We start from the raw sequence: 21911 nt of genomic DNA, 5'->3' as shown, positions 1-21911 counted from the left end.
GGGATCACCTGCCCGGGATCACCGGCAGGTCGCCCGCGCCGAAGCACACGAAACCGGCCACGCCCGTCTTGCCCGCCGCCTCGGCGAGCGCCCTGGCGGGCGTGTGCCCGCGGCACAGCAGCTCGTGAAAGATCGTCATGAGCGCCGGGGTCTCGTCGTCGCGCACGGGGACCGTCCCGGCGACCACGCAGGCCGTGCCCATGGCCAGGAACATGCCCGCGAGCCCCAGCGGCGCCCCGTCGGCCGGGGCGCGGGCCATGCCGGAGTCGCAGGCGGACAGCACCACCAGGCGCGGCGGCGTGCGCAGGCGGAGCAGGTCGTAGGCCATCAGCGGGCCGTCGTCGAGCGCGATGGTGGACAGCAGCGGGCTGCGGGCGTGGAAGGTGCCGTGCGCCGCCAGGTGGGCCACGTCGGCGTCGTCCAGCGCGCTCAGTACGGCCTCGACCCTGGCCGGTGCCGTACGGGTGCCCGGGTAGCGGCCGGCCACGATCCTCGCCTCGGCGGTCGCGTGCTCCAGCCCCGGCCCCGCCGTCACCATCACCCGCGGCGGCCGGGCGGGCGGCCGCTCCCACCGGCGTACGGCCGACAGCCAGGCCAGGGCGCCCGCCGACACGCACACCGGCCGATCCCGCAACGAGGGCAGCACCGGCCAGGGCAACGTGTGCAACGGCCCGGTCGGCACCACCACCACAGCCCCACCCCCCGCCACCCCCGCCGCCGACCCGGCCTGCACCGCCTTCGCTCCACCCGGCATCGATCCGGCCGGTACCGCCCTCGCTCCACCGGGTGGCGGTCCGGCCGTCGCCTCATGCCGAAAGAGCCCGGCCGCCTCGTCCTGCGGGAGCCCGGTCGGCGTCGTCGCGTCCTCCGCCGGGGGCCACCGCAACGGGCGCACCAGCAGTTCCTCCACGGCCAGGGCCGCCCGCTCGACCTCTTCGCGCCCGCCGCCGTCGCAGTGGTGGGCGGTGTCGCGGAGACCGGCGCGGCGCAGCGCGTACCTGAGACGGATCACCGCCTCGGCGGCGACCGCCACGGAGCCCAGGCGGTGCAGGGTGACACGCCCGGCGGTCACCACGACGGCGGCGAGCTCGTCGCCGTCGCGCACGTACTCGACCAGGGCGCCCTCGCCGATCGCGGCCCGCAGCAGGTCCGGGTCGGGGTGGCCGGGCCTGCCGGTGGCGGCCACCGACCGCCAGCGCTCGGCCCAGGCGAGCGTGGTACGGCCGCGCCCCGTGCCGATCGCGAGCGACAGGCCGAAGGCGGCCAGCCCGTCGCCCGCCTTGACCGCGTGCGCCCTGATCAGCGGATCGCGCACCGCCGCGACGCTGGCCGCGACCTCGGCCAGCCCGCGTCTGGCGGCGCGCAGGGCGCGGTCCCGGTCGCCGGCCAGCAGATGGCGCAGGGCCGCGGCGTGCCGGCGGACGACGGGGGAGCGGGCGCCACGCAGCAGCCTCAGATGACGAGCGGCGGTGGCGGGATCTTCCAGGCGGACGGCGAGCCCGGCGCAGGTCAGGCGCAACGCCTCCGCCTCGGCGCCCCGGTCGGCCGCGGCCAGCGCCTCCGCGCAGGACAGCATGGCGTCGAGCAGGCCCCGGTCCGGGGTCTCCACGGCGAGGCGGGCGCGCAGCACCAGCTCGGTGGCGACCGGGGCGAGCGCCGTACGCCCCTGGGCCGCCAGGTCGCCGGCCGCGCGCCCGGCCTCGTCCGCCGCCTGCTGTGGCGTGCCCGCCAGCAGCTCCAGCCGGGCGAGCAGCAGCCGCGCCTCCGCCAGCGCGACCCGCGCGCCCGCCGCCTCCAGCTCCGGCACCGCGATGTCGAGCAGCGCCCGCGCCTCGCCGGGCAGGTACGCGGCGAGCAGCGCGTCGGCGAGGTCGCATCGCATGCTGGCCAGCCGCTCGGGATAGCCGGCCAGCGCCTCCTCGCTCTCCCGGTAACGCGTGAAGGCGGCGGGGATGTCACCCCGCCGGGCCGCGGCGAACGGCAGGTTGGCCTCGGCCAGCACGGCGACATGCGCCAGCCCCGCCGCCCGCGCCACCCCCGCGCACACCGCCAGATCCGCCTCCGCCCGCTCGAACTCCCCCAGGTACACCTCCGCCAGCCCCCGGTTGAGCAACGCCCCCGTCAGGAAACGCACATCGTCCGCAGAAACCGCCCCACTGGCCACAACCCCCGACAAGTCAATCGGCCCACCCCGCACCCGCCCGGCACCTTCACCCGGCCCCCCGGCCGAGGCGGAACACGCCGTGCCACCTGTGTCGTCGACCGGTGCCGTCTCCTCCGCTGCCGTCCCGTCCGCTGCCGTCCCGTCCGCTGCTGTTCCGTTCGCTGCTGTTTGGTCCGCCTCCCGGGCATGCCGCGCGTCGCCCGTCGCGGTCCCGCCGGGATCCCGGGGGAGTCGCCTGCCGCTCCTGGTGCGGTTCGCCTTCCGGCGATGCCGGGTGCCGGGGGCCGCCGTTCCGCGAGCCGCCTCCTGGCCGAAGCGTACGGCGGCGGCCAGGGGGCGGAGGTCCTCGGCGAGCTGCCGCTCCAGCACCGCGCTGTCGTCCGCCCAGGCGTCGTCTCCCCACGAATCGTCGGCCCCGGAGTCGGTTCCGGAGTCGGCCCTGGGGCCGGTCCTGGAATCGGCGGTCCTGGGGGCGTCGGTCTCCGGGGCGTCGGGCCCGGGGGCATCCGTTCGTGCGGGGGCCCTGTCGGGTGGGGCCGTGGTGGGCGGGGGCGGCTTGGGGCGGGAGCGTGGGTGGCGGAGGGTGGCCGGGATGTCGATGCCGGTGGACAGGACGGCTATCGCGTGGTCGCACTGCTCGATCGCCTCGCGGTGGCGGCCGAGGACGCCGAGGGCGACCGCGCGCTGGGCGCCGAGCTTGGCGCGTTCGGTCTCGGAGAGGTGGGGTTCGGCGGCGTCGGCGATCTCCAGGGCCTCCAAAGGGTGGCCGAGGCCGGTGCGGACGGAGACCAGCGAGAGGCGGGCCTGGGCGACGCGGCGGGGGAGTCCCCCGCCGTCCGCGATGGCGCGGCGCAGGTGCTCCTCGGCGAGGACGAGGTCGCCCATCTCCCTGGCGGCCAGCGCGAGCGCCCGATGGGCGATCACCGCAGCCTCCCCGCACGCCGTACGCTCCGCCAGCGCCAGCACCTCCCGCGCCCGCTCGCCGGCCCGGACGGGATCCACCCCGCAGAGCACCACCGCGTCCTCGGCGGCGGCCACCACGGCCGCATGCCCCTGCCCCGCCCGTGCTGCCGGCGGACCGAACGGGGGCGTGTCCACAGCCACCACGGCCGCGTGGCTGTGTTCCGCCTGGGAGGCGGGTGGGGCGAGGGGTGCCTGCTCGGCCGCGTCCAGGGCGGGCGGGTGGTTGTGTTCCGTCTGGGAGGCGGTTGGGGTGAGGGGTGCCTGTTCGGCCGTGGCCGGGGCGGGCGCGTGTGTGTGTATCGCCAGGGGCGTTGGTGGGGTGAGGGGTGCCTGCTCGGCCGTGGCCGCGGCGGGTGCGTGGTTGCGGTCCGCCTGGGGTGCGGGTGGGGTGGGCGGCGCGTCCGCGGTCGCGGGGGGTTGCTCCGCCTGGGACGTCGGAGGGGTGGGGGAGGGGACCGGGGGCACTTTGGGGGTCCTAAGGGGGCTGGTGGGGAGAGCGGGCCTGCTGGGCGGGGGTGGGTCAGGGGCGGATGCGGGCCCAGCTGGTGGCGATCGGGGGGCCGGAGGGGCGGTGGCAGACGATGCTGAACCAGCCCGGCGGGAGGCCGGTCGCGGCGAAGTGGCCCGTCTCGGAGAGGGCGCGGGTCTGGCCGAGGTGCAGGGTGCGGATCTCCACGTGGGCGCCCGGCGCCGGGACGGGAGTCACCTGACCGGCGAGGTCCACCAGGCCGTCGGTCACCGTGATCTCCACGTCCACCGCGAGGCCGGCGGCGGCGAAGCGGAGCAGCCGGGGGCCGCCTCCCGAGCGGATGCCGGACGCCGCGGGGACGCCCACCCGGCCCGCCGTCACCGCGCCCGGCGTGCGCCGGGTGTAGGCGTGGCGCGCGGCGGCGGGCACCCCGGCCGGCACCGGGTCGCGCCCGGCGGCCAGGCTGAGGGCGGCGATGAGGGCCTCGTCGTCGATCACGGCAGCGTCTCCTCCTCGACCAGTGTGCGAAGCCGGCGCAGGCAACGCGCCCGGGTGGGGCCCACGCTGCCCCTGGGCATGCCGAGCCGGGTCGCGATCTGCTGCATGCCCGTGCCGGGCGCGGTGGCGAGCAGGCTCAGCAGGGTGCGGCAGGGCTCGCTCAGGCTCGCGACCGCACGCCAGAGCAGGTCGGCCCGCTCCGTGTCGAGCACGAGCGCCGCCGCGTCGGGCTGCTGCCGGTCCGGCGGCGACTCCTCGCCGGTGAGATGCTCGCCGCGCCGCTCCCTGAGCAGGCGCAGGGCCTCCCGCCGGGTGGTGGTGACGAGCCATCTGCCGACGCCCCGCGGGTCGCGGATCGAGTGCAGGCTCTCCAGCAGGCGCAGCCACGCGCCCTGGACGGCGTCGTCGGCGTCGGCGGCGCTCAGGCCGTAAGCGCGGGCGCTGGCCCACATGGCGGGGCTGAACCGCTCGACCAGCCCGTCCCACGCGGTGTGATCGCCCACGGCGGCGGCCCGGAGCAGTCTGGCGTGCTCGGGCGCCTCGGTGACGACGGACCCGCCGGGCGGCGCGGGGCCCGGGTCGTACGGCGGGTCCGGGTCGTACAAGGGGGACGCCAAGCCGGCCTCCACGAGCTGACGTGACAAAGAGTAGTCAAATCTTACCCAAGGTTACCCCGTGGTGGTCACGACGTGCCCCAGGTCCGGGATCTCCCGGCCGCCGGACGAGATCACGTGCCCGACCGCCTCCCCGACCGGCATCCGGGCGGCCGCCGCGGCGATCTCGCCGGTCACCGCGGCGGCGGCGAAGGACGTGCCGCTCCACCGGGCGTAGCCCTCGAAGCCGGCCGCGTAGAGGAAGCTGCTGGTCAGCCACTCGCCCCTGGCGCAGGCGTCGACCCAGGGGCCGCGGGCGGAGAAGGACGCCGGGCGGGCCCCGGTGTCGTCGAGGGCGCCGACCGCGATCACGCCGGGCAGCGCGGCGGGCCAGACGGGGCGGGTGGAGGCGGTGTTGCCGGCGCAGGCGACGACGGCGGTGCCCGGCAGCCGGGCGAGGGCGTCGGCGACGAGCGGGGAGGGCAGGTCGTCCCAGGTGTGCCCGCCGAAGGAGAGGTTGAGCACCTGCGGCGGTTCGCGTCGCAGCCGGGCCAGCGCGTGCAGCAGCAGGGCCTCGTCGCCGAAGCCGTGGCTGTCCAGCGTCCTGGTCACCCGCAGCCGTGCGCCGGGGGCGCGGCGCAGGACCAGTCCGGCGACGAACGTGCCGTGCCCGGCCTGGAGGTCGAGCGTGAGATCGGCGTCCGCGTCCAGGTGCTCGCCGACGTCGCCATGCTCGGCGAACCACGGCCGCCCCATCCACCACGGGTGCGGGTCGATGCCGGTGTCGAAGAGCGCGACCGTCACCCCCTTGCCGTCCTCCCCCGGGGGCGCCCCGACCGGATCGACGGGGAACGGCCGGGAGGCCGGGCCGCCGAAGTAGAGCGGCTGCCCGACGAGCACGTGGTTCGGGGACGCCTTGACCCCCTGGGCGCGCAACTCGGCGGCCACCTCGCAGGGATCGACGCCGCGCGACAGGCGCACCTTGCACACGCCGCCGGACTCGGCGACGGCCTGGCTCCACCGCGCGACCGCCGGGATACCGGACGGTTCGGTCAGAAGCTGACCGGGACGGATGAACGCCGGTGCGCCGTCGGGGTGGTCCGTTATCGTTATGTCGTCGCGCACGAATCCTCCACAGGGTGAGGAGATGATTGCGGAGTGTATCCAGAGGATCGCATGCGGGTGTCAAGTGTCACCGGCGCAACATCTCGGTATGACTCGCCTCTGGTGTCACGTCACGACCGACGGTAGTCTCTCCTACAGTCACTTGTGATCATCCCAGTATGAGGCCGTTGGGGAAGGCGCACCTCGTACCGAAACGGGAGGTCCGGTGTCTGCTCGTGGCGTGCTTTACGTCCACTCGGCTCAGCCTGCGCTGTGCCCGCACATTGAATGGGCGGTCGCGGGCGTCCTAGGCGTGCCCGTGGACCTGACATGGACCCCTCAGCCGGCCGCTCCCGGCACCGTTCGCGCCCAGGCCGAGTGGGAGGGGCGGCCCGGCGTGGCCGCCGCCGTGACGTCGTCCCTGATGCCCTGGCAGCGGATCCGCTTCGAGATGACCGAGGACGCCTCACCCGGCGTGGACGGGTCCCGGCACGCCTACACGCCGACTCTGGGCGCCTTCACCGCGGTCGTCGGGGCCAACGGCGACATCCTGGTGCCCGAGGACCGGCTGCGCTCGGCGATGCTCATGGCCGCCCAGGGCAGGGCCGTCCTGGAGGACGAGCTGGACAGGCTGCTCGGCAGGCCGTGGGACGAGGAACTCGAGCCGTTCCGTTACGCCGGGGACGGTGCGCCCGTACGCTGGCTTCACGCGGCCGTGTGAGGCCGCCGACGGCGGGTGCGCGGTCGGGGAAGCCGCACACCCGCGACACGGCGAGGCCCCCGCACGCCATCGTGCGGGGGCCTCGCCATGTCCGGCCGGACCAGCCGGTCCGGCCGGGACGCTTAGAGCGGGATGTTGCCGTGCGCGCCCCTGGCCGGGGTGGCCTGGGCGAGCACCTTGGCGACCGCGCTCCTGGTGGTCGCGGGCTCGATGACCTCGTCGATCACGCCGAGGTCCACCGCGCGGCCCAGGTCGCCGGAGACCTTCTCGTGCTCCTCGGCCAGCCTGGCCTCCAGCGCGGGGCGCTCCTCCTCCGTCGCGGCGGCGAGCTCGCGCCGCTTGAGCACGCGCACGGCCGCGACCGCGCCCATGACGGCGACCTCGGCGGTCGGCCAGGCGAAGACCTTGGTGGCCCCGAGGGAGCGGGAGTTCATCGCGATGTACGCGCCGCCGTACGCCTTGCGGGTGATCAGCGTGACGCGCGGCACGGACGCCTCGGCGAAGGCGTGCAGCAGCTTGGCGCCGCGGCGGACCACGCCGTCGTGCTCCTGGCCGACGCCCGGGAGGTAACCGGGGACGTCCACCAGGACGACCAGCGGCACCCCGAAGGCATCGCACATCCGGACGAACCTGGCGGCCTTCTCGGCCGAGGTGGCGTCGAGGCAGCCGCCGAGACGCATCGGGTTGTTGGCGATCACGCCGACCGTGCGCCCGCCCAGGCGGCCGAGGGTGGTGACGATGTTGGGCGCCCACTTGGCGTGCAGTTCCACGCCGGGCTCGTCGAGCAGCCCCTTGACCAGCGGCTTCACGTCGTAGGCACGGCGGGCCGACTCGGGCAGCAGGTCGCTGAAGTCGATGTCCTCCACCTCGGCGGCGCGGATCCTGCCCTGGTGGCCGAGGAGCACGGCGAGCCGCCTGGCCTGGAGCAGGGCCTCGGACTCGGTCTTGGTGACCACGTGCACGACGCCGCTGCGCTTGCTGTGCGGCTCGGGACCGCCGAGGGCGGCCATGTCGATCACTTCGCCGGTGACGCTGCGCACCACGTCGGGACCGGTCACGAAGATGCGGCCCTGGTCGGCGAGGATGACGATGTCGGTGAGGGCCGGGCCGTAGGCCGCGCCGCCGGCCGCGGGGCCCACCACCACGGAGAGCTGCGGGACGACGCCGGACGCCTTGGTCATGGCGGCGAAGACCCGCCCGACCGCGTGCAGCGACTCGACGCCCTCGGCCAGCCTGGCGCCGCCGGAGTGCCAGATGCCGATCACCGGGACGCGCTCGCGGACCGCGACGTCATAGGCGTGCACGATGTGCTCGCAGCCCTCGCTGCCCATGGCGCCGCCCTGGAACCGCGCGTCGCTGCAGAAGACCACGACCGGGACGCCTTCGACCCGGCCCATCGCGGCGCGCACGCCGCTCTTGTCCTCGGGGGTGATCGGCCGCACCGAGCCCTCGTCGAGCAGCGCGGCGAGACGCACCTGGGGGTCGCGAGGATCCACGGCCTCCGTTTCGGAGGCCGGGCTCACCACCCTGTTGTCGAGCACGGTCATGAACGACTCCTCAGTGACTGGTGAAGGCGACAGCGACGTTGTGGCCGCCGAACCCGAACGAGTTGTTGATCGCGGCGATCGGTCCCTGCGGCAGCTTGCGCGGCGAGCCGGACACGACGTCCACCTCGATGCCGTCGGCGGGATCGTCGAGGTTGGCGGTGGCGGGGACGATGCGCTCCCACATCGCGAGGATGGTGAAGACCGACTCGATGCCGCCGGCGCCGCCGAGCAGGTGGCCGGTCATCGACTTGGTGGCGGTCACCAGCGGGTGGCCGCCGATCGCGTCCTTGATCGCCTTCGTCTCGATCTCGTCGCCGACGGGAGTGGAGGTGGCGTGCGCGTTGACGTGCACGACGTCCTCGGGGGCGATCCCGGCGTCCTTCATGGCGAACTGCATGGCCTTCTGGCCGCCGATCCCGCTGGGCTCGGGGGCGGAGATGTGGTGGCCGTCACTGGTGACGCCGATACCGGCCACCTCCGCGTAGATGCGGGCGCCCCGGGCCTTGGCGTGCTCCTCGGTCTCCAGGACGAGGATGCCGGCGCCTTCGCCGAGGACGAAGCCGTCCCGGCCCTTGTCCCACGGACGGGAGGCGCGCTCCGGCTCGTCGTTCCTGGTGGACATGGCCCGCATGGCCGAGAAGGACGCCATGTTGAGCGGGTGGATCGCCGCCTCGGCGCCGCCCGCGACCACGATGTCCGCCCGGCCCGCCCGGATCATGTCCAGCGCGTAGCCGATCGCCTCGGCTCCGGTGGCGCAGGCGCTGACCGGCGAGTGCGCGCCGGCCCTGGCGCCGAGGTCGATGCTGATCCAACCGGCCGCGCCGTTCGGCATGAGCATGGGCACGGTGAACGGCGAGAGCCGGTTCCAGCCCTTGTCCCGGTAGGTGTCGTACGCCTGGAGGATCGTGGTGATGCCGCCGATGCCGCTGCCCACGACGACGCCCAGCCGGTCGCGGTCGACCTCCGGCGAACCGGCGTCCTCCCACGCCTGGCGGGCGGCGATGAGGGCGAACTGCTCGTAGCGGTCGAGCCGCCGGGCCTCCGGCTTGGGCAGCACGTCGCCCGGATCGACGGCGGCCTTCCCGGCGAACTTCACCGGGAGCGTGTCGATCCAGTCGTCCGTGAGCGTCCGGATGCCCGACCGACCGGCGAGGAGCGCCGACCAGGTCGAGTCGGCGTCCCCACCGAGGGGCGTCGTCGCGCCGAGCCCGGTGACGACAACACGTACCTGGTCCTTACTCACTGCACTGCACTCCTCTTCGGTCGGCTTGTCATTGAAGGACGTCGTCGCGGGTCAGGCCTGGATGAAGCCGATGACGTCTTTGACGGTCTTCAGGTTCTTGAGCTGGTCGTCCGGAATCTCGACGCCGAACTCGTCCTGGGCTGCGACGGCGATCTCGACCATGGACAGCGAGTCGATGTCGAGGTCGTCCACGAAGCTCTTCTCCGGGGTGACCTCGGTGGCCGGGATCCCCGTGATCTCATTGATGATCTTGCCGAGGCCCGCGAGGATCTCCTGCTCGTTCATGGCCATGTCGGGATAACTCCTTGGATTAAGTGTCTTTTTGGGTGTTGTACGGCTGGCCGTACAAGTCTCAGGGGATCTCGATCACTTGCCCGGCGTAAGCCAGGCCGGCGCCGAAACCGAACAGCAGGGCCAGGCCGCCGGAGGGGACCTCGCCGCGCTCGATCATGCGGGAGAGCGCCATCGGGATCGAGGCGGCCGAGGTGTTGCCCGCGTGCACGATGTCGCGGGCGATCACGGCCTTGTCGGCGCCCAGCTTACGGGCGATCGCCTCGATGATGCGCAGGTTGGCCTGGTGCGGGACGAACGCGGCCAGCTCGGCGGGGTCGACCCCGGCCCGCTCGCACGCCTCCCTCGCCACCGGGTGGAGGGCGGTGGTCGCCCAGCGGAAGACCGTCTGGCCCTCCTGGTGCAGGAAGGACTCGCGGTCCTTGATGATGATCGCGTCGGACTTGTCGCCCGCGCTGCCCCACACGACCGGGCCGATGCCCGGGGTGTCGGACGGGCCGACGACCGCGGCGCCCGCGCCGTCGGCGAAGATCACCGCGGTGGCGCGGTCCTGCCAGTCGATCCAGGGCGAGAACTTCTCGGTGCCGACGACCAGCACGTTGGTCGCCGAGCCGGCGCGCACGGCGTCGTTGGCGGCGGCCAGCGCGTAGCAGAAGCCCGCGCAGGCGGCGTTGACGTCGTAGGCGCCCGGCGCCTCGACGCCGAGCCGGTGGGCGACCCGCCCCGCCGCGTTGGGGATCTGCGTCTCCATCGTGCAGGTGGCGACGATCACCAGGTCGATGTCGTCACTGGACAGGCCGCTCGCCGCCAGCGCCTTGCCGCCGGCCTGCACGGCCAGGTCGATCTCCGACTCGTTGTCGGAGGCGATGCGCCGCTCGGCGATGCCCACCCGGCTCTGGATCCACTCGTCGTTGGTGTCCATCCGGGCGGCGAGGTCGTCGTTGGTCACGACGTTGGCCGGCTGGTAGTGGCCGAAGGCCAGCACCCTCGCGCCGGGCGAACCCTGCGTCAACCTCATATCAGGGCCTCCCGCGCGGTTTCCAGGTCATCAGGGGTCTTGATCGCCACTGTGGTCACACCGGGCATGGCGCGCTTGGCCAGGCCGGTCAGCGTGCCGCCGGGCAGCAGCTCGACCAGCCGGGTCACGCCGAGATCGGTCATCGTGGCCATGCAGGAGCTCCACCGGACCGGGTTGCTCACCTGGGCGACCAGGCGGTCCAGGAACTCCGCGCCGCCGGTGACCGCGGCGCCGTCGGCGTTGGACAGCAGGGTGACCCGGGGGTCGGCGGGCTCCGCGCCGGCGACAGCCGTACGCAGGTGCTCGACCGCGGGGGCCATGTGCAGGGTGTGGAAGGCGCCGGCCACCGAGAGGGGGCGCAGCCGGGCGCGGGCGGGCGGCTCCGCGGCGAACGCCGCGAGCTGCTCCAGCGTGCCGCCCGCGACGATCTGGCCCGCGCCGTTGATGTTGGCCGGGGTCAGGCCGTGCCGCTCGATCGCGGCGAGGACGTCGGCCTCGTCGCCGCCGAGCACCGCGGTCATGCCGGTCTCGGTGACGGCGGCGGCCTTGGCCATCGCCTGGGCCCGCTCGCGGACCAGGGACAGCGCGGTCTCGGGGGTGAGGACGCCGGCGATCGCGGCGGCGGCGAACTCGCCGACGCTGTGACCTGCCACGACATCCGGGGTGACGCCGAGCGCCTCGGCGGAGGCGAGGGCTGCGGCGACGAGCAGCGGCTGGGCCACCGCGGTGTCGCGGATCTCGTCGGCGCCTGCGGTGGTCCCGTAGGCGATCAGGTCGAGACCTGCGATCTCGGACCATGCGGACAGCCGGTCGGCCAGGCCGGGAAGTTCCAGCCAGGGTGTCAGGAAGCCTGGATTCTGGGCGCCTTGGCCCGGAGCGACGATGGCGAGCACAAATCCAGCCTGCCCTGTAGGGGTCCACCACATGGATAGAGATCCGTACGAACTTGGTCTACTGTTCTTTGTAGGAGTTCCACAGTGGGCATTTCGTGCCGGTTACCTAAAGACCGCTACATTACGGTCGTTTCGGTCAGACGGCCGAGGATCAGCCCCACCTGGAGGGTGAAGGCCGACCTGCCCTCCGTCGGCTGATAGCCGGTGAGCTCGGTGATCTTCTTCAGCCTGTAACGCACGGTGTTCGGGTGCACGAACAGCAGTCTGGCCGTGGCCTCCAGGGACGTGCCCTGTTCGAGGTACGTGGCCAGGGTGTCGAGCAGCGGGGTGCCCGCCAGCGGCACGTAGACCTGCTCGATGAGCTGGCCGCGCGCGTCGTCGTCGCCGTCGATGGCCCGCTCGGCGAGCAGCTCGTCGGAGTGCACCGGGCGCGGCGCGTCCGGCCACGCGCAGGCGGCGCGCAGCCCGGCCATCGCGGCCCGCGCCGACCTCGCGGCCGTGTGCAGGTCGGGCACCTCGGGCCCGATCACGATCGGCCCCGGACCGAACCGCGAGGCCACCTGCCTGGCGGCGTCGCTCACGCTCTCGGCCCCGCCGACGATCACGATCAGGCGCTCCCCCTGGACCCCGGCCAGCAGGTCGAGCCCGGCCCTGCGCCCCTTGTCCCGCAGCCGGTCGATCACGGCCTCCGGCTTGCCCTCCGGCGCGTGCCCGGCGATCACCACCACCGGCGCGGAGGTCCAGCCCAGCGCCGCCGCCCAGGAGTGCAGCCCGTCGTCCACCTCGCCGCGCACCAGCGCGTCCACGATCAGCGCCTCAAGCCGGGCGTCCCACGCGCCGCGCACCTCGGCCTCGCGGGCGTAGACGTGCGCGGCGGCGAAGGCCACGTCGCGGGTGTAACGGAGCATCGCCTGCTCCAGCTGGTCCTCGCCGCCCGGCGCGGCCAGCTCGTCGACCTGGGCGTCCACCACCTCGACGACGACCCGGACGATGTCCACCGTCTGCTGGAGCGAGATCGAGCGCTTCAGCTCGCGCGGGGCGGTGCCGAAGAACTCGATGCTCGGCGTCGGGCGGCCGACGTCGGCGTGCTGGAACCACTCCACGAAGGCCGCGATGCCCGCCTGCGCCACCAGCCCGACCCAGGAGCGGTCCTCGGCGGACAGCGCCCTGAACCAGGGCAGCCGCTCGTCCATCCTGGCCATCGCGGCGGTGCCGAGAGTGCCCATGGCTCGTTCGAGCCGCCGGGTCGTGTCTTTTCTGACCCGGTCGTCTGCTTCGTCGGTGCCGGAGTGTCGGCCGTTACGTTTCTCGGGAGGCTCGGTCACGCCCTCTAGAGTGCCAGGTCACCACGACCACCACTCGACTGCGCCCGGTCAAGCCACCCCAGGGCGACGCTATATTACGGCGACCGCCGTGATCAGCCCGATGGCCAGGTGCGTCGTGGCCAGCAGCCGGGTGCCGGGCTGGAGGTCGGGCTCGCGCACCAGCTCGCGCACCGAGACCCCGGCGACCAGGTCGAACAGCAGCATGGCCACGGTCTGTACGGCGATGCCGACGAGCCCGAAGACCAGGGTGGCCAGCAGCCCCTCGTGCAGGGCGCCGCCGGAGGACCAGATGGAGGCGGCCACGATGAGGGCGACCGCGGCCAGGCCGGAGGAGGTCAGCAGCGACGCGTTGGGGTTGCGGTCATGCTTGATCATGTCCCGCAGCTTGCCGGGGATGGCCATGTCCAGCACGTAGAAGCCGATGATCAGCAGGAGGACGCCGAGCGTGGCGTAGGCGAGGATCGCGAGCGCGCCTCGGCCCAGGGTGTCAACCAGGGGGGTCATATCGGTATCTCCTAGAGCTTCTCAAGGTTGATGCGGTGGGGAACGAACGACGACGTGTCGTCCGTGATCAGCCCGGTGGTCTCGCGGATGCCGAGCCCGGCCGACTCATCGTGCACCATCCAGGCGCCGAGGACCGGCCGCTGCCCGTCGAAGTCGGGCAGCGGGTCGAATTCCTGCGTCACGAAGCCTTCCACGCCGTAGCCGCCGGCGGTGGCCGTCTCGCCCTCGGGCGTCACGATGCGCATGGACGCCCCCTCCCGGCCGAGCAGCGGCTTGGTGATGTAGGACGACATGCCCCTCGGCCCGTCGAGGTAGGCGGGCAGCAGGTTCGGATGGCCGGGGTACAGCTCCCACAGGATCGCGAGCAGCGCCTTGTTGGAGAGCAGCATCTTCCACAGCGGCTCGATCCACGTCGTCGAGTGCTGGAGCCGTACGGCACGCTCCCCGAAGGGGTCGGAGACCGCCCACTCCCACGGGTAGAGCTTGCACAGCGAGCGGATCACCCGGTGCTCGACGTCGACGAAGCGCAGGTTGAGCGCGTCCCAGCCGATGTCCTCCATGGCCAGCGCGGCGGTCCTCAGCCCGGCCTGGGCGGCGGTCTCCTGGAGGTAGGCGAGCGTCATCGCCTCCTCGCCGCTGGCGTCCATGTTGGTCCAGGCGAAGTGCACGGGGCCGGTCGGCAGCGACGGGGCCAGCTCCTTCCACCGGTCGATCAGCCGCTCGTGCACGGAGTTCCACTGGTCGTCGTCCGGGTAGACGTCGCGCAGCCAGAACCACTGCACGACCGAGCTCTCGACCAGGCTGGTCGGGGTGTCGGCGTTGTACTCCAGCAGCTTGGCCGGGCCGGCGCCGTCGTAACGCAGGTCGAAACGGCCGAACAGATGCGGGTCGCGCCGCTCCCAGGACAGCGCGATCTCCGGGCCGACCCAGGCGGGGATGGCGAAGTCGGCGTAGCGGCCGGTGCGCACGACGTGCTCCACCGCCGCGAGGCACATCCGGTGCAGCTCCTCGACCTGCTCTTCCAGGGCGAGCACCTCGTCCATCGAGAACACGTAGTGCACCCCCTCGTCCCAGTACGGCCGGCCGAGGTGGCCCGGGTGCGCGGAGGAGTGGAACGCGAGCCCCTGGGACTCGATGATCCGCTCCCACCCGGCACGCCGGTCGGACAACTCTCTGCGCACGGTCAGCCGCCGGAGGACCCGTGGCCGCCGAACCCGCCGCGCTGGACCACCTTGCCGGTGCGGCTGGTGATGTTCACGTCGCTCGGGCGCAGCGTGGTGCCCCCGCCCACCCGCGCTCCGCCGCCGCTGTGCACGCCGCCGTAGTACCACCGGTAGGCGCCGTGCGAACCGTAGTAGCTCCGGCCGTCGTCGTCGTCGCAGTACTCGTCGTCCACCACGCGGTAGGTGCCGTCCGCGGCGGCCGCGTCGATGGACGCCCCGCCGAAGTCGGCCGCGCTGGGCGTCGGCGTGGGCTCGCCGTCGTCGCCGTCGTCGTCGAAGGAGGGAGTCGGCGTGGGCGTCGCCGCGGGCTGGTAGTACTCGACGCAGTCCGCGGTCACGTCGTCGTCATCGTCCTGGGCCGCGCAGGTCGCGAGCACGACCAGGGAGACCGCCCCCAGCGCGGTCAGCGTCACCACCGTCGAGGCTTTCGGGCCCTTCCTCTTCGGCGTGCCGGACGAGGAATGGGATGAGTCGTGCGCAGCCATGAAGCTCCCCATGCTCGTGATCAGCTGCTCTGAGATTCGCAAAGCGTACCGTGTGCTCACAGGGCGGGGCGATGTGACGTGTTATAGCAAGGTGTTCGTTACGTCTCGGTCACCCGGGATGATCCGGTGATTGTCGGTCATCCCGCGTAGCGTCGCGGTTGTGAACCGTACCGATCGCCTGTACGCGCTCGTCGAGGAGTTGCGTGCGATCTCCCCCCGGTGCCGGTCCGCCCGTGACCTCGCGGCGAGGTTCGAGGTGAGCGTGCGCACGATCGAGCGGGACATCGCCGCACTCCAGGAGTCCGGCGTGCCCATCTACCCCCAGCCGGGCCGGCGCGGCGGCTACGCGCTGGACAAGGACATGTCGCTGCCGCCGCTCAACTTCACCCCCGCCGAGGCGGTGGCGATCGCGGTGGCCCTCGGCCGCGCCGGGCAGCCGCCGTTCGCCCGGCACGCCCGCAGCGCGCTGCGCAAGGTCGTCGCCGCCATGCCGGGCCGCGACGGCGACGAGGCGCGCGAGCTGGCCACCCGGGTCAGGTTCGTGGAGGCGGCCGAGGACGCCGGCGCGGCGGCCGCCTCCGCCCAGGCCGCCCGTGCCATAGAGGACGCGCTGCTGCACCGCCGGGTGCTGCGCATCGGCTACCGCGACGCCAAGGGCGAGGTCACCGCGCGGGACATCGAGCCGGGCGTCTTCCTGGGCGGCCTCGGCGGGCTGTGGTACCTCGTGGGCTGGTGCCGCCTGCGCGACGACGTCCGGGTCTTCCGGCTCGACCGGATCACCCACGCCACCGCGACCGAGGAGCGCTGCCCGGCCCGCCCACCGGAGACCTTCGTCACCGACGTGCCCGACGTCCTCGTGCGAAATCCAGTCCTCGACTGATTCGAAAACACCGACATAGGGTTGTCGTCAACGTCTGTAATCGTAGATCTGTTCGGAAGAACGGGAAGGACAGATCATGATCGATTTGCACGGCGCCGGGGCGTTCTGAGGCTCCCGGGCACGCCGCCGGCCGCCGAATGGCGGCGCGCCCGGGGAAGACGGCGCTTACATGTCGCTAACCTCCGCCTCCGTAGACATGGACGCACACCGCGAGGCGTCCGTCCTCGCGGCGGCGGAGGTGCATTCATATGACTGTCCGGCGCGCGATCCTGCTCGTCGGGATGCTGCCCGTCCTCGCCGTAGTGGGTTGCGGCACGACGGGGGCGGGGGCGGGCGTCGCCTCGCTCGCCACGGCGGCGAGCACACCGGGCGCCGCCGCGCCCTCGCCCACCGCGTCCAGCGACCCGCTGAAGTTCGCCCAGTGCATGCGGGAGAACGGCGTGGACATGAAGGATCCGGTCGACGGCAGGATCCAGATCAGGGCGAAGGGCGCGGACCAGGGCCTGATGGAGGCGGCGCAGAAGGCGTGCGGCAAGTATTTGCAGGGCGGGAAGCTCGACGCCCGCCAGGACCCGGAGGCCAGGGACCGGCTGGTCAAGTTCGCCGAGTGCATGCGGAAGAACGGCGTCGACATGGAGGACCCGGACTTCGCCGACGGCGGCGGGATCAAGATCACCCGCCCGAAGGGCGGTGATTCCGAAGCGTTCGAGACCGCCATGAAAACCTGCCAGGAGCTCCTGCCCGGCCGCCCGCCCTCCTGAGCGGGGGTGGCGTCAGACGGTCTCCAGCGCCGGCACGCCGCTCTCCGGCAGGGCGGTCCGGGCGGCGGGCAGCCGCACCGTGATCGTCAGCCCGCCGCCGGGGCGCGCGGCCGCCTCGACCGATCCCTCGTGCGCCTTGACGATCGCCCGCACGATCGACAGGCCGAGACCCGCGCCGCGCGCCGAGCCGATCCGGTCCTGCAACCGCCGGAAAGGCTCGAAGAGGTCCGGGATCTCGAAGGCCGAGATCGGCGGGCCGGTGTTGGAGACGGTCAGCGTCAGCTCGTCGTCGCCGGCGGAGAGCCGCACGTCGACGTGACCGTCCTTGACGTTGTACTTCACCGCGTTCTCCACCAGGTTGACCATGCAGCGCTCCAGCAGCAGCGCGTCACCCCGGGCGACCGCGGGAGCGAGGGCCGGCCGCAGCGCGACCCGCCGCCGCCTGGCCTGCGGCTGGAGCTGCTCCAGCGCGGCGCGAGCGACCCGCTCCAGGTCGACCGGCCGGCGGTCCGGGATCTCGTTCTCCGAGCGGGCGAGCAGCAGCAGGCCCTCGATCAGCCGCTCGTGCCTGGCGTTGGTGCCGAGCAGCGCCTTGCCCAGCGATCTCAGGTCGTCGGAGGCGTCCGGCTCCTCCAGGGCGACCTCGATCAGCGTGCGGTTGATCGCGATCGGCGTGCGCAGCTCGTGCGAGGCGTTGGAGACGAACCGCCGCTGGGCGTCGAAGGCGCGCTGGAGCCGGTCCAGCATGGCGTCGAAGGTGTCGGCCAGCCGCTTGACGTCGTCGGACGGGCCGCTGAGCGCGATCCGCTCGTGCAGGGTGCTCTCCGACAGCCGCTCGGCGGTCTGGGTCACCCGGTGCAGCGGACGCAGCGCCCGGTCGGTCATCACCCAGCCGAACAGGATCGCGAAGACGCCGATCGCCACCATCACCAGGGCGGAGTTCCTCAGCAGGTCGGCGAGCACGTCCGCCTTGGCGGACTCGAGCTGCTCGACGAACTGCCTGCTCATCCTGCTGATCAGGATCGTCGGCTTGCCCGACGCCCCCGGCGGCGGCAGCAGGCTCTCCGGGGCGGGGAAGCGGGCGACGAACTGCTGCTCCATCGCCCGGGCGGTCAGCAGGTAGGTCACCCACAGCAGCACGCTGCCGGCGGCGAAGAACAGCCCGCTGTAAAGCAGCGTGAGCCGGGCGCGCAGCCCCATCCGGCCCAGCGGTGCCCGCGGGCCGGTCCGCCCCGCCGACCCGGCGCGCAGCCGGCCCGTCCGGCGGCCCGTCACAGCCGGTATCCCACGCCGGGCACGGTCTCGATGACCGGAGGGTCGCCGAGCTTCCTGCGCAGCGTCGCCACCGCCACCCGCAGCGGCCCGGTGCCCGACTCGTAGAACTCGTCCCACGCGCCGGCCAGCAGATCCCTGGTGCGCACCGGCAGGCCGTCCGCCCGCAGGAGCACCTCCAGCAGCGCGAACTCCTTGCGGGTCAGCGTCACCGCGCGGCCCTCCCTGCTCACCGTGCGGCGGGCCGGGTCGAGCCGCACCCCGGCCCGCTCCAGCGCCGCCGCGCGCACCGGCGCCGTACGCCGGGCCAGCGTCCGCACCCGCGCCACCAGCTCGGCGAACACGAACGGCTTGGGCAGATAGTCGTCGGCCCCGAGGCCGAGCCCCTCGACCCGCTCGGCCACGTCGCCCGCCGCGGTGAGCATGAGGATCCGGCTGCCGCCGCCCTTCGCGACGAGCCGCCGGCACACCTCGTCCCCGTGCAACTCGGGCAGGTCACGGTCCAGCACCACCACGTCGTAGTCGACGTAGCCGAGACGCTCCATCGCCTCGGCTCCGTCGTAGGCGACGTCGACGGCGATGGACCGCCGGCGCAGGCCGTGCGCGATCGCGTCGGCCATCTCGTCCTCGTCCTCGACCACCAGCACGCGCATAGATCCCGCACCTCCGAGACCAGCCTGAGGCATGTCCTGTTAGGCCGCGATAAGCGACAGGACGCTTACAAGTCGCTAACCACGCGCGCCGTACAACTCGGACGGTGCCCGAGGCGTGCGACCTCCGGCACGGAGGTGAGGACATGACAGCGAAACCGTCCCCGGCGACCGGCGGGGGGACGTGGTGAGGCGCGGTCGCGTCGCGCTCGCCGTGGCCGCCGCGGCCGTGGTCGCGGGCGGCGCGGCGGTGGCGGCGACCGGCCTGCCCGGCGCGGGCGCCGCGCCCGCGCCGGCGGTCAAGCCGCAGGCCACCGCGGCGGTCACCAGGGGAGACCTGGTGGACACCAAGGCGGTGGCCGGGCGCCTGACCTACGCGGGGGAGCACCGGGTCGCCGCGTCCGCCGCCGGCACGGTCACCGCGGTGCCCGCGGAGGGAGCGGTGCTCAGGAGGGGGCAGGCACTGGTCAAGGTGGACCGCCGCCCGCTCGTGCTGATGTACGGCACCACCCCCCTCTACCGGGACCTCGGCCTCGGCGTCACCGACGGCCCCGACGTCGAGCAGTTGGAGCGCAACCTCAAGGCGCTCGGCTACGGCGACGACATGACGGTGGACGACGACTTCACCTACGCCACCCACCGGGCCGTCCTGGACTGGCAGGACGACCGCGGCCTGCCGGAGACCGGCGTGGTGGACGCGGCCCAGGTGGTGTTCCTGGACGGCCCGGTGCGGGTCGGCGGGCTGGAGGTGGACAAGGGCGCCCGGGTCGCGCCCGGCACCAGGATGCTCACCCTCACCGGCACCCGCAGGATCGTCCAGGTGAACCTGGACACCGACGACCAGTCGCTGGCCCGCAAGGGCGCGGCCGTGACCGTCGAACTGCCCGCCGGCAAGGAGGCCAAGGGCAGGATCACGTACGTCGGCGGCGTGGCACACACGGCCGAGGACCAAGAAGGCGGGTCCACGATCGACGTGGAGATCACCATCGACGGCGGCCGCACCGGCCGGCTGGACCAGGCGCCCGTCACCGTGCAGATGGAGAGCGAGCGGGTCGAGGACGTGCTCAGCGTCCCCGTCGAGGCGCTGGTCGCACTGCGCGAGGGCGGCTTCGGCGTCGAGACCGTGACCGGCGCGGGCACCCGGCTGGTGGCGGTCGAGCTCGGCGCGTACGGCGGCGGCCGGGTCGAGGTCAGGGGCGACGGGCTGGCCGAGGGCACGAAGGTCGGGGTGCCCGCCGCGTGAACGGTACGAAGAAGGTGGTCGAGCTCGTCGGCGTGACCAAGGTCTACCCGGGCGACGTGGCCGCGCTGCGCGGCGTGGACCTGGTGATCGGGGCCGGCGACCTGGTGGCCATCGTCGGCCCGTCCGGGTCGGGCAAGTCGACCCTGCTGCACATGATCGGCACCCTGGACCGGCCCACCTCGGGAACCGTGCGGATCGCCGGGTACGAGGTCGGCGACCTGACCGACCGCGAGCTGTCCGCGCTGCGGGCCAGGCACCTCGGCTTCGTGTTCCAGCAGTTCCACCTCGCGCCCGGCACGAGCGCACTGGACAACGTCGCCGACGGGCTGCTCTACAGCGGCACCCCGCCGAAGGCGCGGCGCGAGCGGGCGGCGGCGGCCCTGGAACGGGTCGGCCTCGGCCACCGTCTCGGCCACCGGCCGCACCAGATGTCCGGCGGCGAGCAGCAGCGGGTCGCGGTGGCCAGGGCGGTGGCCGGCGAGCCGCCGCTGCTGCTCGCCGACGAGCCCACCGGCAACCTGGACTCCGCGGCCGGCGCGGAGGTCCTGGCCGTGCTGCGCGACCTCAACGCGTCCGGCACCACGATCGCGCTGATCACCCACGACGCGGAGATCGCCGCCTGGGCGCCGCGCCGGGTCGGGGTCAGGGACGGCAGGATCGTCACCGACGAGCGCACCGAGACCGCGGCGGCAACCCCGGCCACAACCGCGGCGAAACCCGCGGCGAAACCCGTGGCGGGGCCGGGGGCCGAGACGGTGGAGGCGGCCCGATGACGAAGGAGACGCCGGACGAGTCCCGGAGCGGTCGTGGCGGCAGGCGGACGCGGCTCACGCCCGCGCGGCTGCGGCCCCGCGACGTGGTCCGGGTGAGCGCCGGAGGGCTGCGGGCCAGGCCGGCCAGGGTCGTCCTGTCCGCGCTCGGCATCGCGATCGGCATCGCGACGATGGTGGGCGTGGTCGGGGTGTCCTCCTCCTCCAGGGAGGACCTGCTGCGCCAGCTCGACCGGCTCGGCACCAACATGCTCACCGTGCAGGCCGGCCGTACCCTCTTCGGCGAGGAGGCCAAGCTGCCCGTGACGGCGCCCGAGATGGTGCGGCGGATCACGCCGGTCACCGCGGCGGCGGCCACCGGCCTCATGGACGCCACGGTGCGTCGTACCGACCGCATCTCGGAGGACGTCACCGGCGGCATCGTCGTGCAGGCCGCCGACGACGAACTGCTCGACACCCTGCGCGGCACGATGGCCGCGGGCGCCTGGCTCAACGCCGCGACGGAACGGTATCCCGCCGTGGTGCTCGGCTCGGTCGCCGCCGAGCGGCTGGGCGTCTCCCGGCCTGGCGGGCAGGTGTGGATCGGCGGGCGCTGGTTCACCGTGCTCGGCGTGCTCGCCCCGCTGCCGCTCGCCCCCGAGATCGAGCGGTCGGCGCTGATGGGGTTCGCCGCGGCCGAGCAGTACCTCGGCTTCGACGGCCACCCCACGACGATCTACGAGCGGTCGGCGGACGAGGCGGTCGAGGACGTGCGCGCGGTGCTGCCGGGCACGGTCAACCCGGAGAACCCGGAGGAGGTCGACGTCAGCAGGCCCTCGGACGCGCTCACGGCCAAGGCCGCGGCGACCGGGGCGTTCACCGAGCTCATGCTCGGGCTGGGCGCGGTGGCGCTGCTCGTCGGCGGCGTCGGCGTGGCGAACACGATGGTGATCTCGGTGCTGGAGCGGCGCAAGGAGATCGGCCTGCGGCGCTCGCTCGGCGCCACCCGGGGGCAGGTGCGGGTGCAGTTCCTCGCCGAGTCGCTGCTGCTGTCCGCGCTGGGCGGCGTCGTCGGAGCCGCGCTCGGCGCGGTCGCCACCGCGGGCTACGCGATGTCCAACGGCTGGCCGGCCGTCGTGCCGCCGTGGGCGGTCGGCGGGGCGGTCGGCGCGACCCTGGTCATCGGCACGCTCGCCGGGCTCTACCCGGCCATGCGCGCCGCCAGGCTCTCCCCGACCGAGGCCCTCACGACCACCTGAGCGGCCTTCCCCGGATGCTCCGCAGATGCGGCGGAGCGCCCCTCCCGGCAGTGGGA

Annotated in this window: 21 protein-coding genes; 6 read left to right on the top strand and 15 right to left on the bottom strand. The window is 73.6% G+C overall.

Going from position 1 to position 21911, the window contains the following annotated elements:
• Positions 1–4: 4 nt before the first annotated feature.
• The 4 genes from QSK26_RS15085 to QSK26_RS15070 all read right to left on the bottom strand — a co-directional run bounded on the left by QSK26_RS15085 (position 5) and on the right by QSK26_RS15070 (position 5812).
• Entirely contained in the window at positions 5–3271 is a 3267-nt protein-coding gene (locus QSK26_RS15085; protein WP_285775736.1) for a CHAT domain-containing protein, read from the bottom strand.
• 376 nt (positions 3272–3647) lie between these two features.
• On the bottom strand, positions 3648–4094 hold the full coding sequence (locus tag QSK26_RS15080; RefSeq protein ID WP_285775735.1) for a hypothetical protein: 447 nt from the start codon (positions 4092–4094) through the stop codon (positions 3648–3650).
• Positions 4091–4711 carry an RNA polymerase sigma factor gene (locus QSK26_RS15075; protein ID WP_285775734.1) on the bottom strand — a complete coding sequence of 207 codons (621 nt, stop codon included), beginning with the start codon at positions 4709–4711 and terminating at the stop codon, positions 4091–4093. The genes QSK26_RS15080 and QSK26_RS15075 overlap by 4 nt, the downstream gene beginning before the upstream one ends.
• 51 nt (positions 4712–4762) lie before the next feature.
• A complete protein-coding gene (locus QSK26_RS15070; RefSeq protein ID WP_285775733.1) occupies positions 4763–5812 on the bottom strand; it encodes a S8 family peptidase in 1050 nt (349 codons plus the stop codon).
• A 205-nt stretch (positions 5813–6017) separates the two neighbouring features.
• On the opposite strand from QSK26_RS15070, the gene QSK26_RS15065 reads away from it, so the two are divergent.
• Positions 6018–6512 (top strand): DUF3145 domain-containing protein, encoded by a 495-nt coding sequence (locus QSK26_RS15065; RefSeq protein ID WP_285775732.1) that lies wholly within the window; start codon positions 6018–6020, stop codon positions 6510–6512.
• Between the two features lie 122 nt (positions 6513–6634).
• On the opposite strand, the gene QSK26_RS15060 is transcribed toward QSK26_RS15065, so the two are convergent.
• From QSK26_RS15060 to QSK26_RS15020, 9 genes are all read right to left on the bottom strand, one after another.
• Positions 6635–8059 (bottom strand): acyl-CoA carboxylase subunit beta, encoded by a 1425-nt coding sequence (locus QSK26_RS15060; RefSeq protein WP_285775731.1) that lies wholly within the window; start codon positions 8057–8059, stop codon positions 6635–6637.
• 10 nt (positions 8060–8069) lie between these two features.
• Complete coding sequence (gene fabF / locus QSK26_RS15055; protein WP_285775730.1) at positions 8070–9302, bottom strand: beta-ketoacyl-ACP synthase II; 1233 nt, start codon at positions 9300–9302, stop codon at positions 8070–8072.
• Positions 9303–9353: 51 nt separating this feature from the next.
• Positions 9354–9593 carry an acyl carrier protein gene (locus QSK26_RS15050; protein ID WP_285775729.1) on the bottom strand — a complete coding sequence of 80 codons (240 nt, stop codon included), beginning with the start codon at positions 9591–9593 and terminating at the stop codon, positions 9354–9356.
• Between the two features lie 61 nt (positions 9594–9654).
• Entirely contained in the window at positions 9655–10611 is a 957-nt protein-coding gene (locus tag QSK26_RS15045) for a beta-ketoacyl-ACP synthase III (protein WP_285775728.1), read from the bottom strand.
• Positions 10608–11504: an ACP S-malonyltransferase gene (locus tag QSK26_RS15040; RefSeq protein WP_285775727.1), complete on the bottom strand. Its 897-nt coding sequence runs from the start codon at positions 11502–11504 to the stop codon at positions 10608–10610. The genes QSK26_RS15045 and QSK26_RS15040 overlap by 4 nt, the downstream gene beginning before the upstream one ends.
• Before the next feature lie 116 nt (positions 11505–11620).
• Positions 11621–12730, bottom strand: coding sequence for a PucR family transcriptional regulator (locus QSK26_RS15035; protein WP_285775726.1), 1110 nt, complete (start codon positions 12728–12730; stop codon positions 11621–11623).
• 168 nt (positions 12731–12898) lie between these two features.
• Entirely contained in the window at positions 12899–13333 is a 435-nt protein-coding gene (locus tag QSK26_RS15030; protein WP_285775725.1) for a DUF350 domain-containing protein, read from the bottom strand.
• Between the two features lie 11 nt (positions 13334–13344).
• Positions 13345–14514, bottom strand: coding sequence for a glutathionylspermidine synthase family protein (locus QSK26_RS15025; RefSeq protein WP_285775724.1), 1170 nt, complete (start codon positions 14512–14514; stop codon positions 13345–13347).
• 2 nt (positions 14515–14516) lie between these two features.
• Positions 14517–14969 carry a hypothetical protein gene (locus QSK26_RS15020; RefSeq protein ID WP_285775723.1) on the bottom strand — a complete coding sequence of 151 codons (453 nt, stop codon included), beginning with the start codon at positions 14967–14969 and terminating at the stop codon, positions 14517–14519.
• 232 nt (positions 14970–15201) lie between these two features.
• Between QSK26_RS15020 and QSK26_RS15015 the strand changes: the two genes are divergently transcribed.
• Both QSK26_RS15015 and QSK26_RS15010 read left to right on the top strand, forming a co-directional pair.
• Positions 15202–15921, top strand: a complete 720-nt coding sequence (locus tag QSK26_RS15015; protein WP_285775722.1) for a helix-turn-helix transcriptional regulator — start codon at positions 15202–15204, stop codon at positions 15919–15921.
• Positions 15922–16169: 248 nt separating this feature from the next.
• Complete coding sequence (locus tag QSK26_RS15010; RefSeq protein ID WP_285775721.1) at positions 16170–16682, top strand: hypothetical protein; 513 nt, start codon at positions 16170–16172, stop codon at positions 16680–16682.
• A gap of 12 nt (positions 16683–16694) precedes the next feature.
• Here QSK26_RS15010 and QSK26_RS15005 read toward each other — a convergent pair whose 3' ends face one another.
• Together QSK26_RS15005 and QSK26_RS15000 are read right to left on the bottom strand one after the other, a co-directional pair.
• Positions 16695–17957, bottom strand: coding sequence for a sensor histidine kinase (locus QSK26_RS15005; RefSeq protein ID WP_285775720.1), 1263 nt, complete (start codon positions 17955–17957; stop codon positions 16695–16697).
• On the bottom strand, positions 17954–18607 hold the full coding sequence (locus QSK26_RS15000) for a response regulator transcription factor (RefSeq protein WP_285775719.1): 654 nt from the start codon (positions 18605–18607) through the stop codon (positions 17954–17956). The genes QSK26_RS15005 and QSK26_RS15000 overlap by 4 nt, the downstream gene beginning before the upstream one ends.
• 184 nt (positions 18608–18791) lie before the next feature.
• Here QSK26_RS15000 and QSK26_RS14995 point away from each other — a divergent pair, with 184 nt between their 5' ends.
• From QSK26_RS14995 to QSK26_RS14985, 3 genes are read left to right on the top strand one after another with little or no spacing between them, the layout of a single operon-like run.
• Positions 18792–19847 (top strand): efflux RND transporter periplasmic adaptor subunit, encoded by a 1056-nt coding sequence (locus tag QSK26_RS14995; RefSeq protein WP_285775718.1) that lies wholly within the window; start codon positions 18792–18794, stop codon positions 19845–19847.
• Positions 19844–20620 carry an ABC transporter ATP-binding protein gene (locus tag QSK26_RS14990; RefSeq protein WP_285775717.1) on the top strand — a complete coding sequence of 259 codons (777 nt, stop codon included), beginning with the start codon at positions 19844–19846 and terminating at the stop codon, positions 20618–20620. The genes QSK26_RS14995 and QSK26_RS14990 overlap by 4 nt, the downstream gene beginning before the upstream one ends.
• Entirely contained in the window at positions 20617–21855 is a 1239-nt protein-coding gene (locus QSK26_RS14985; protein WP_285775716.1) for an ABC transporter permease, read from the top strand. Before QSK26_RS14990 ends, QSK26_RS14985 begins: the two co-directional genes overlap by 4 nt.
• Positions 21856–21911 lie beyond the last annotated feature (56 nt).

This window comes from Microtetraspora sp. NBRC 13810 (assembly GCF_030268685.1).
Classification (GTDB): Bacteria; Actinomycetota; Actinomycetes; order Streptosporangiales; family Streptosporangiaceae; genus BSRQ01.
The sequence above is the reverse complement of the archived record's forward strand: the minus strand, read 5'-3'. Positions and strand labels throughout refer to the sequence as shown.

Coding starts and splice junctions, on each gene's coding strand:
- QSK26_RS15000 (WP_285775719.1), bottom strand. CDS start 18,607: ATGCGCGTGCTGGTGGTCGAGGACGAGGACGAGATGGCCGACGCGATC.
- QSK26_RS14985 (WP_285775716.1), top strand. CDS start 20,617: ATGACGAAGGAGACGCCGGACGAGTCCCGGAGCGGTCGTGGCGGCAGG.
- QSK26_RS15050 (WP_285775729.1), bottom strand. CDS start 9,593: ATGGCCATGAACGAGCAGGAGATCCTCGCGGGCCTCGGCAAGATCATC.
- QSK26_RS15010 (WP_285775721.1), top strand. CDS start 16,170: ATGACTGTCCGGCGCGCGATCCTGCTCGTCGGGATGCTGCCCGTCCTC.
- QSK26_RS15060 (WP_285775731.1), bottom strand. CDS start 8,059: ATGACCGTGCTCGACAACAGGGTGGTGAGCCCGGCCTCCGAAACGGAG.
- QSK26_RS15030 (WP_285775725.1), bottom strand. CDS start 13,333: ATGACCCCCCTGGTTGACACCCTGGGCCGAGGCGCGCTCGCGATCCTC.
- QSK26_RS15045 (WP_285775728.1), bottom strand. CDS start 10,611: ATGAGGTTGACGCAGGGTTCGCCCGGCGCGAGGGTGCTGGCCTTCGGC.
- QSK26_RS15035 (WP_285775726.1), bottom strand. CDS start 12,730: ATGGGCACTCTCGGCACCGCCGCGATGGCCAGGATGGACGAGCGGCTG.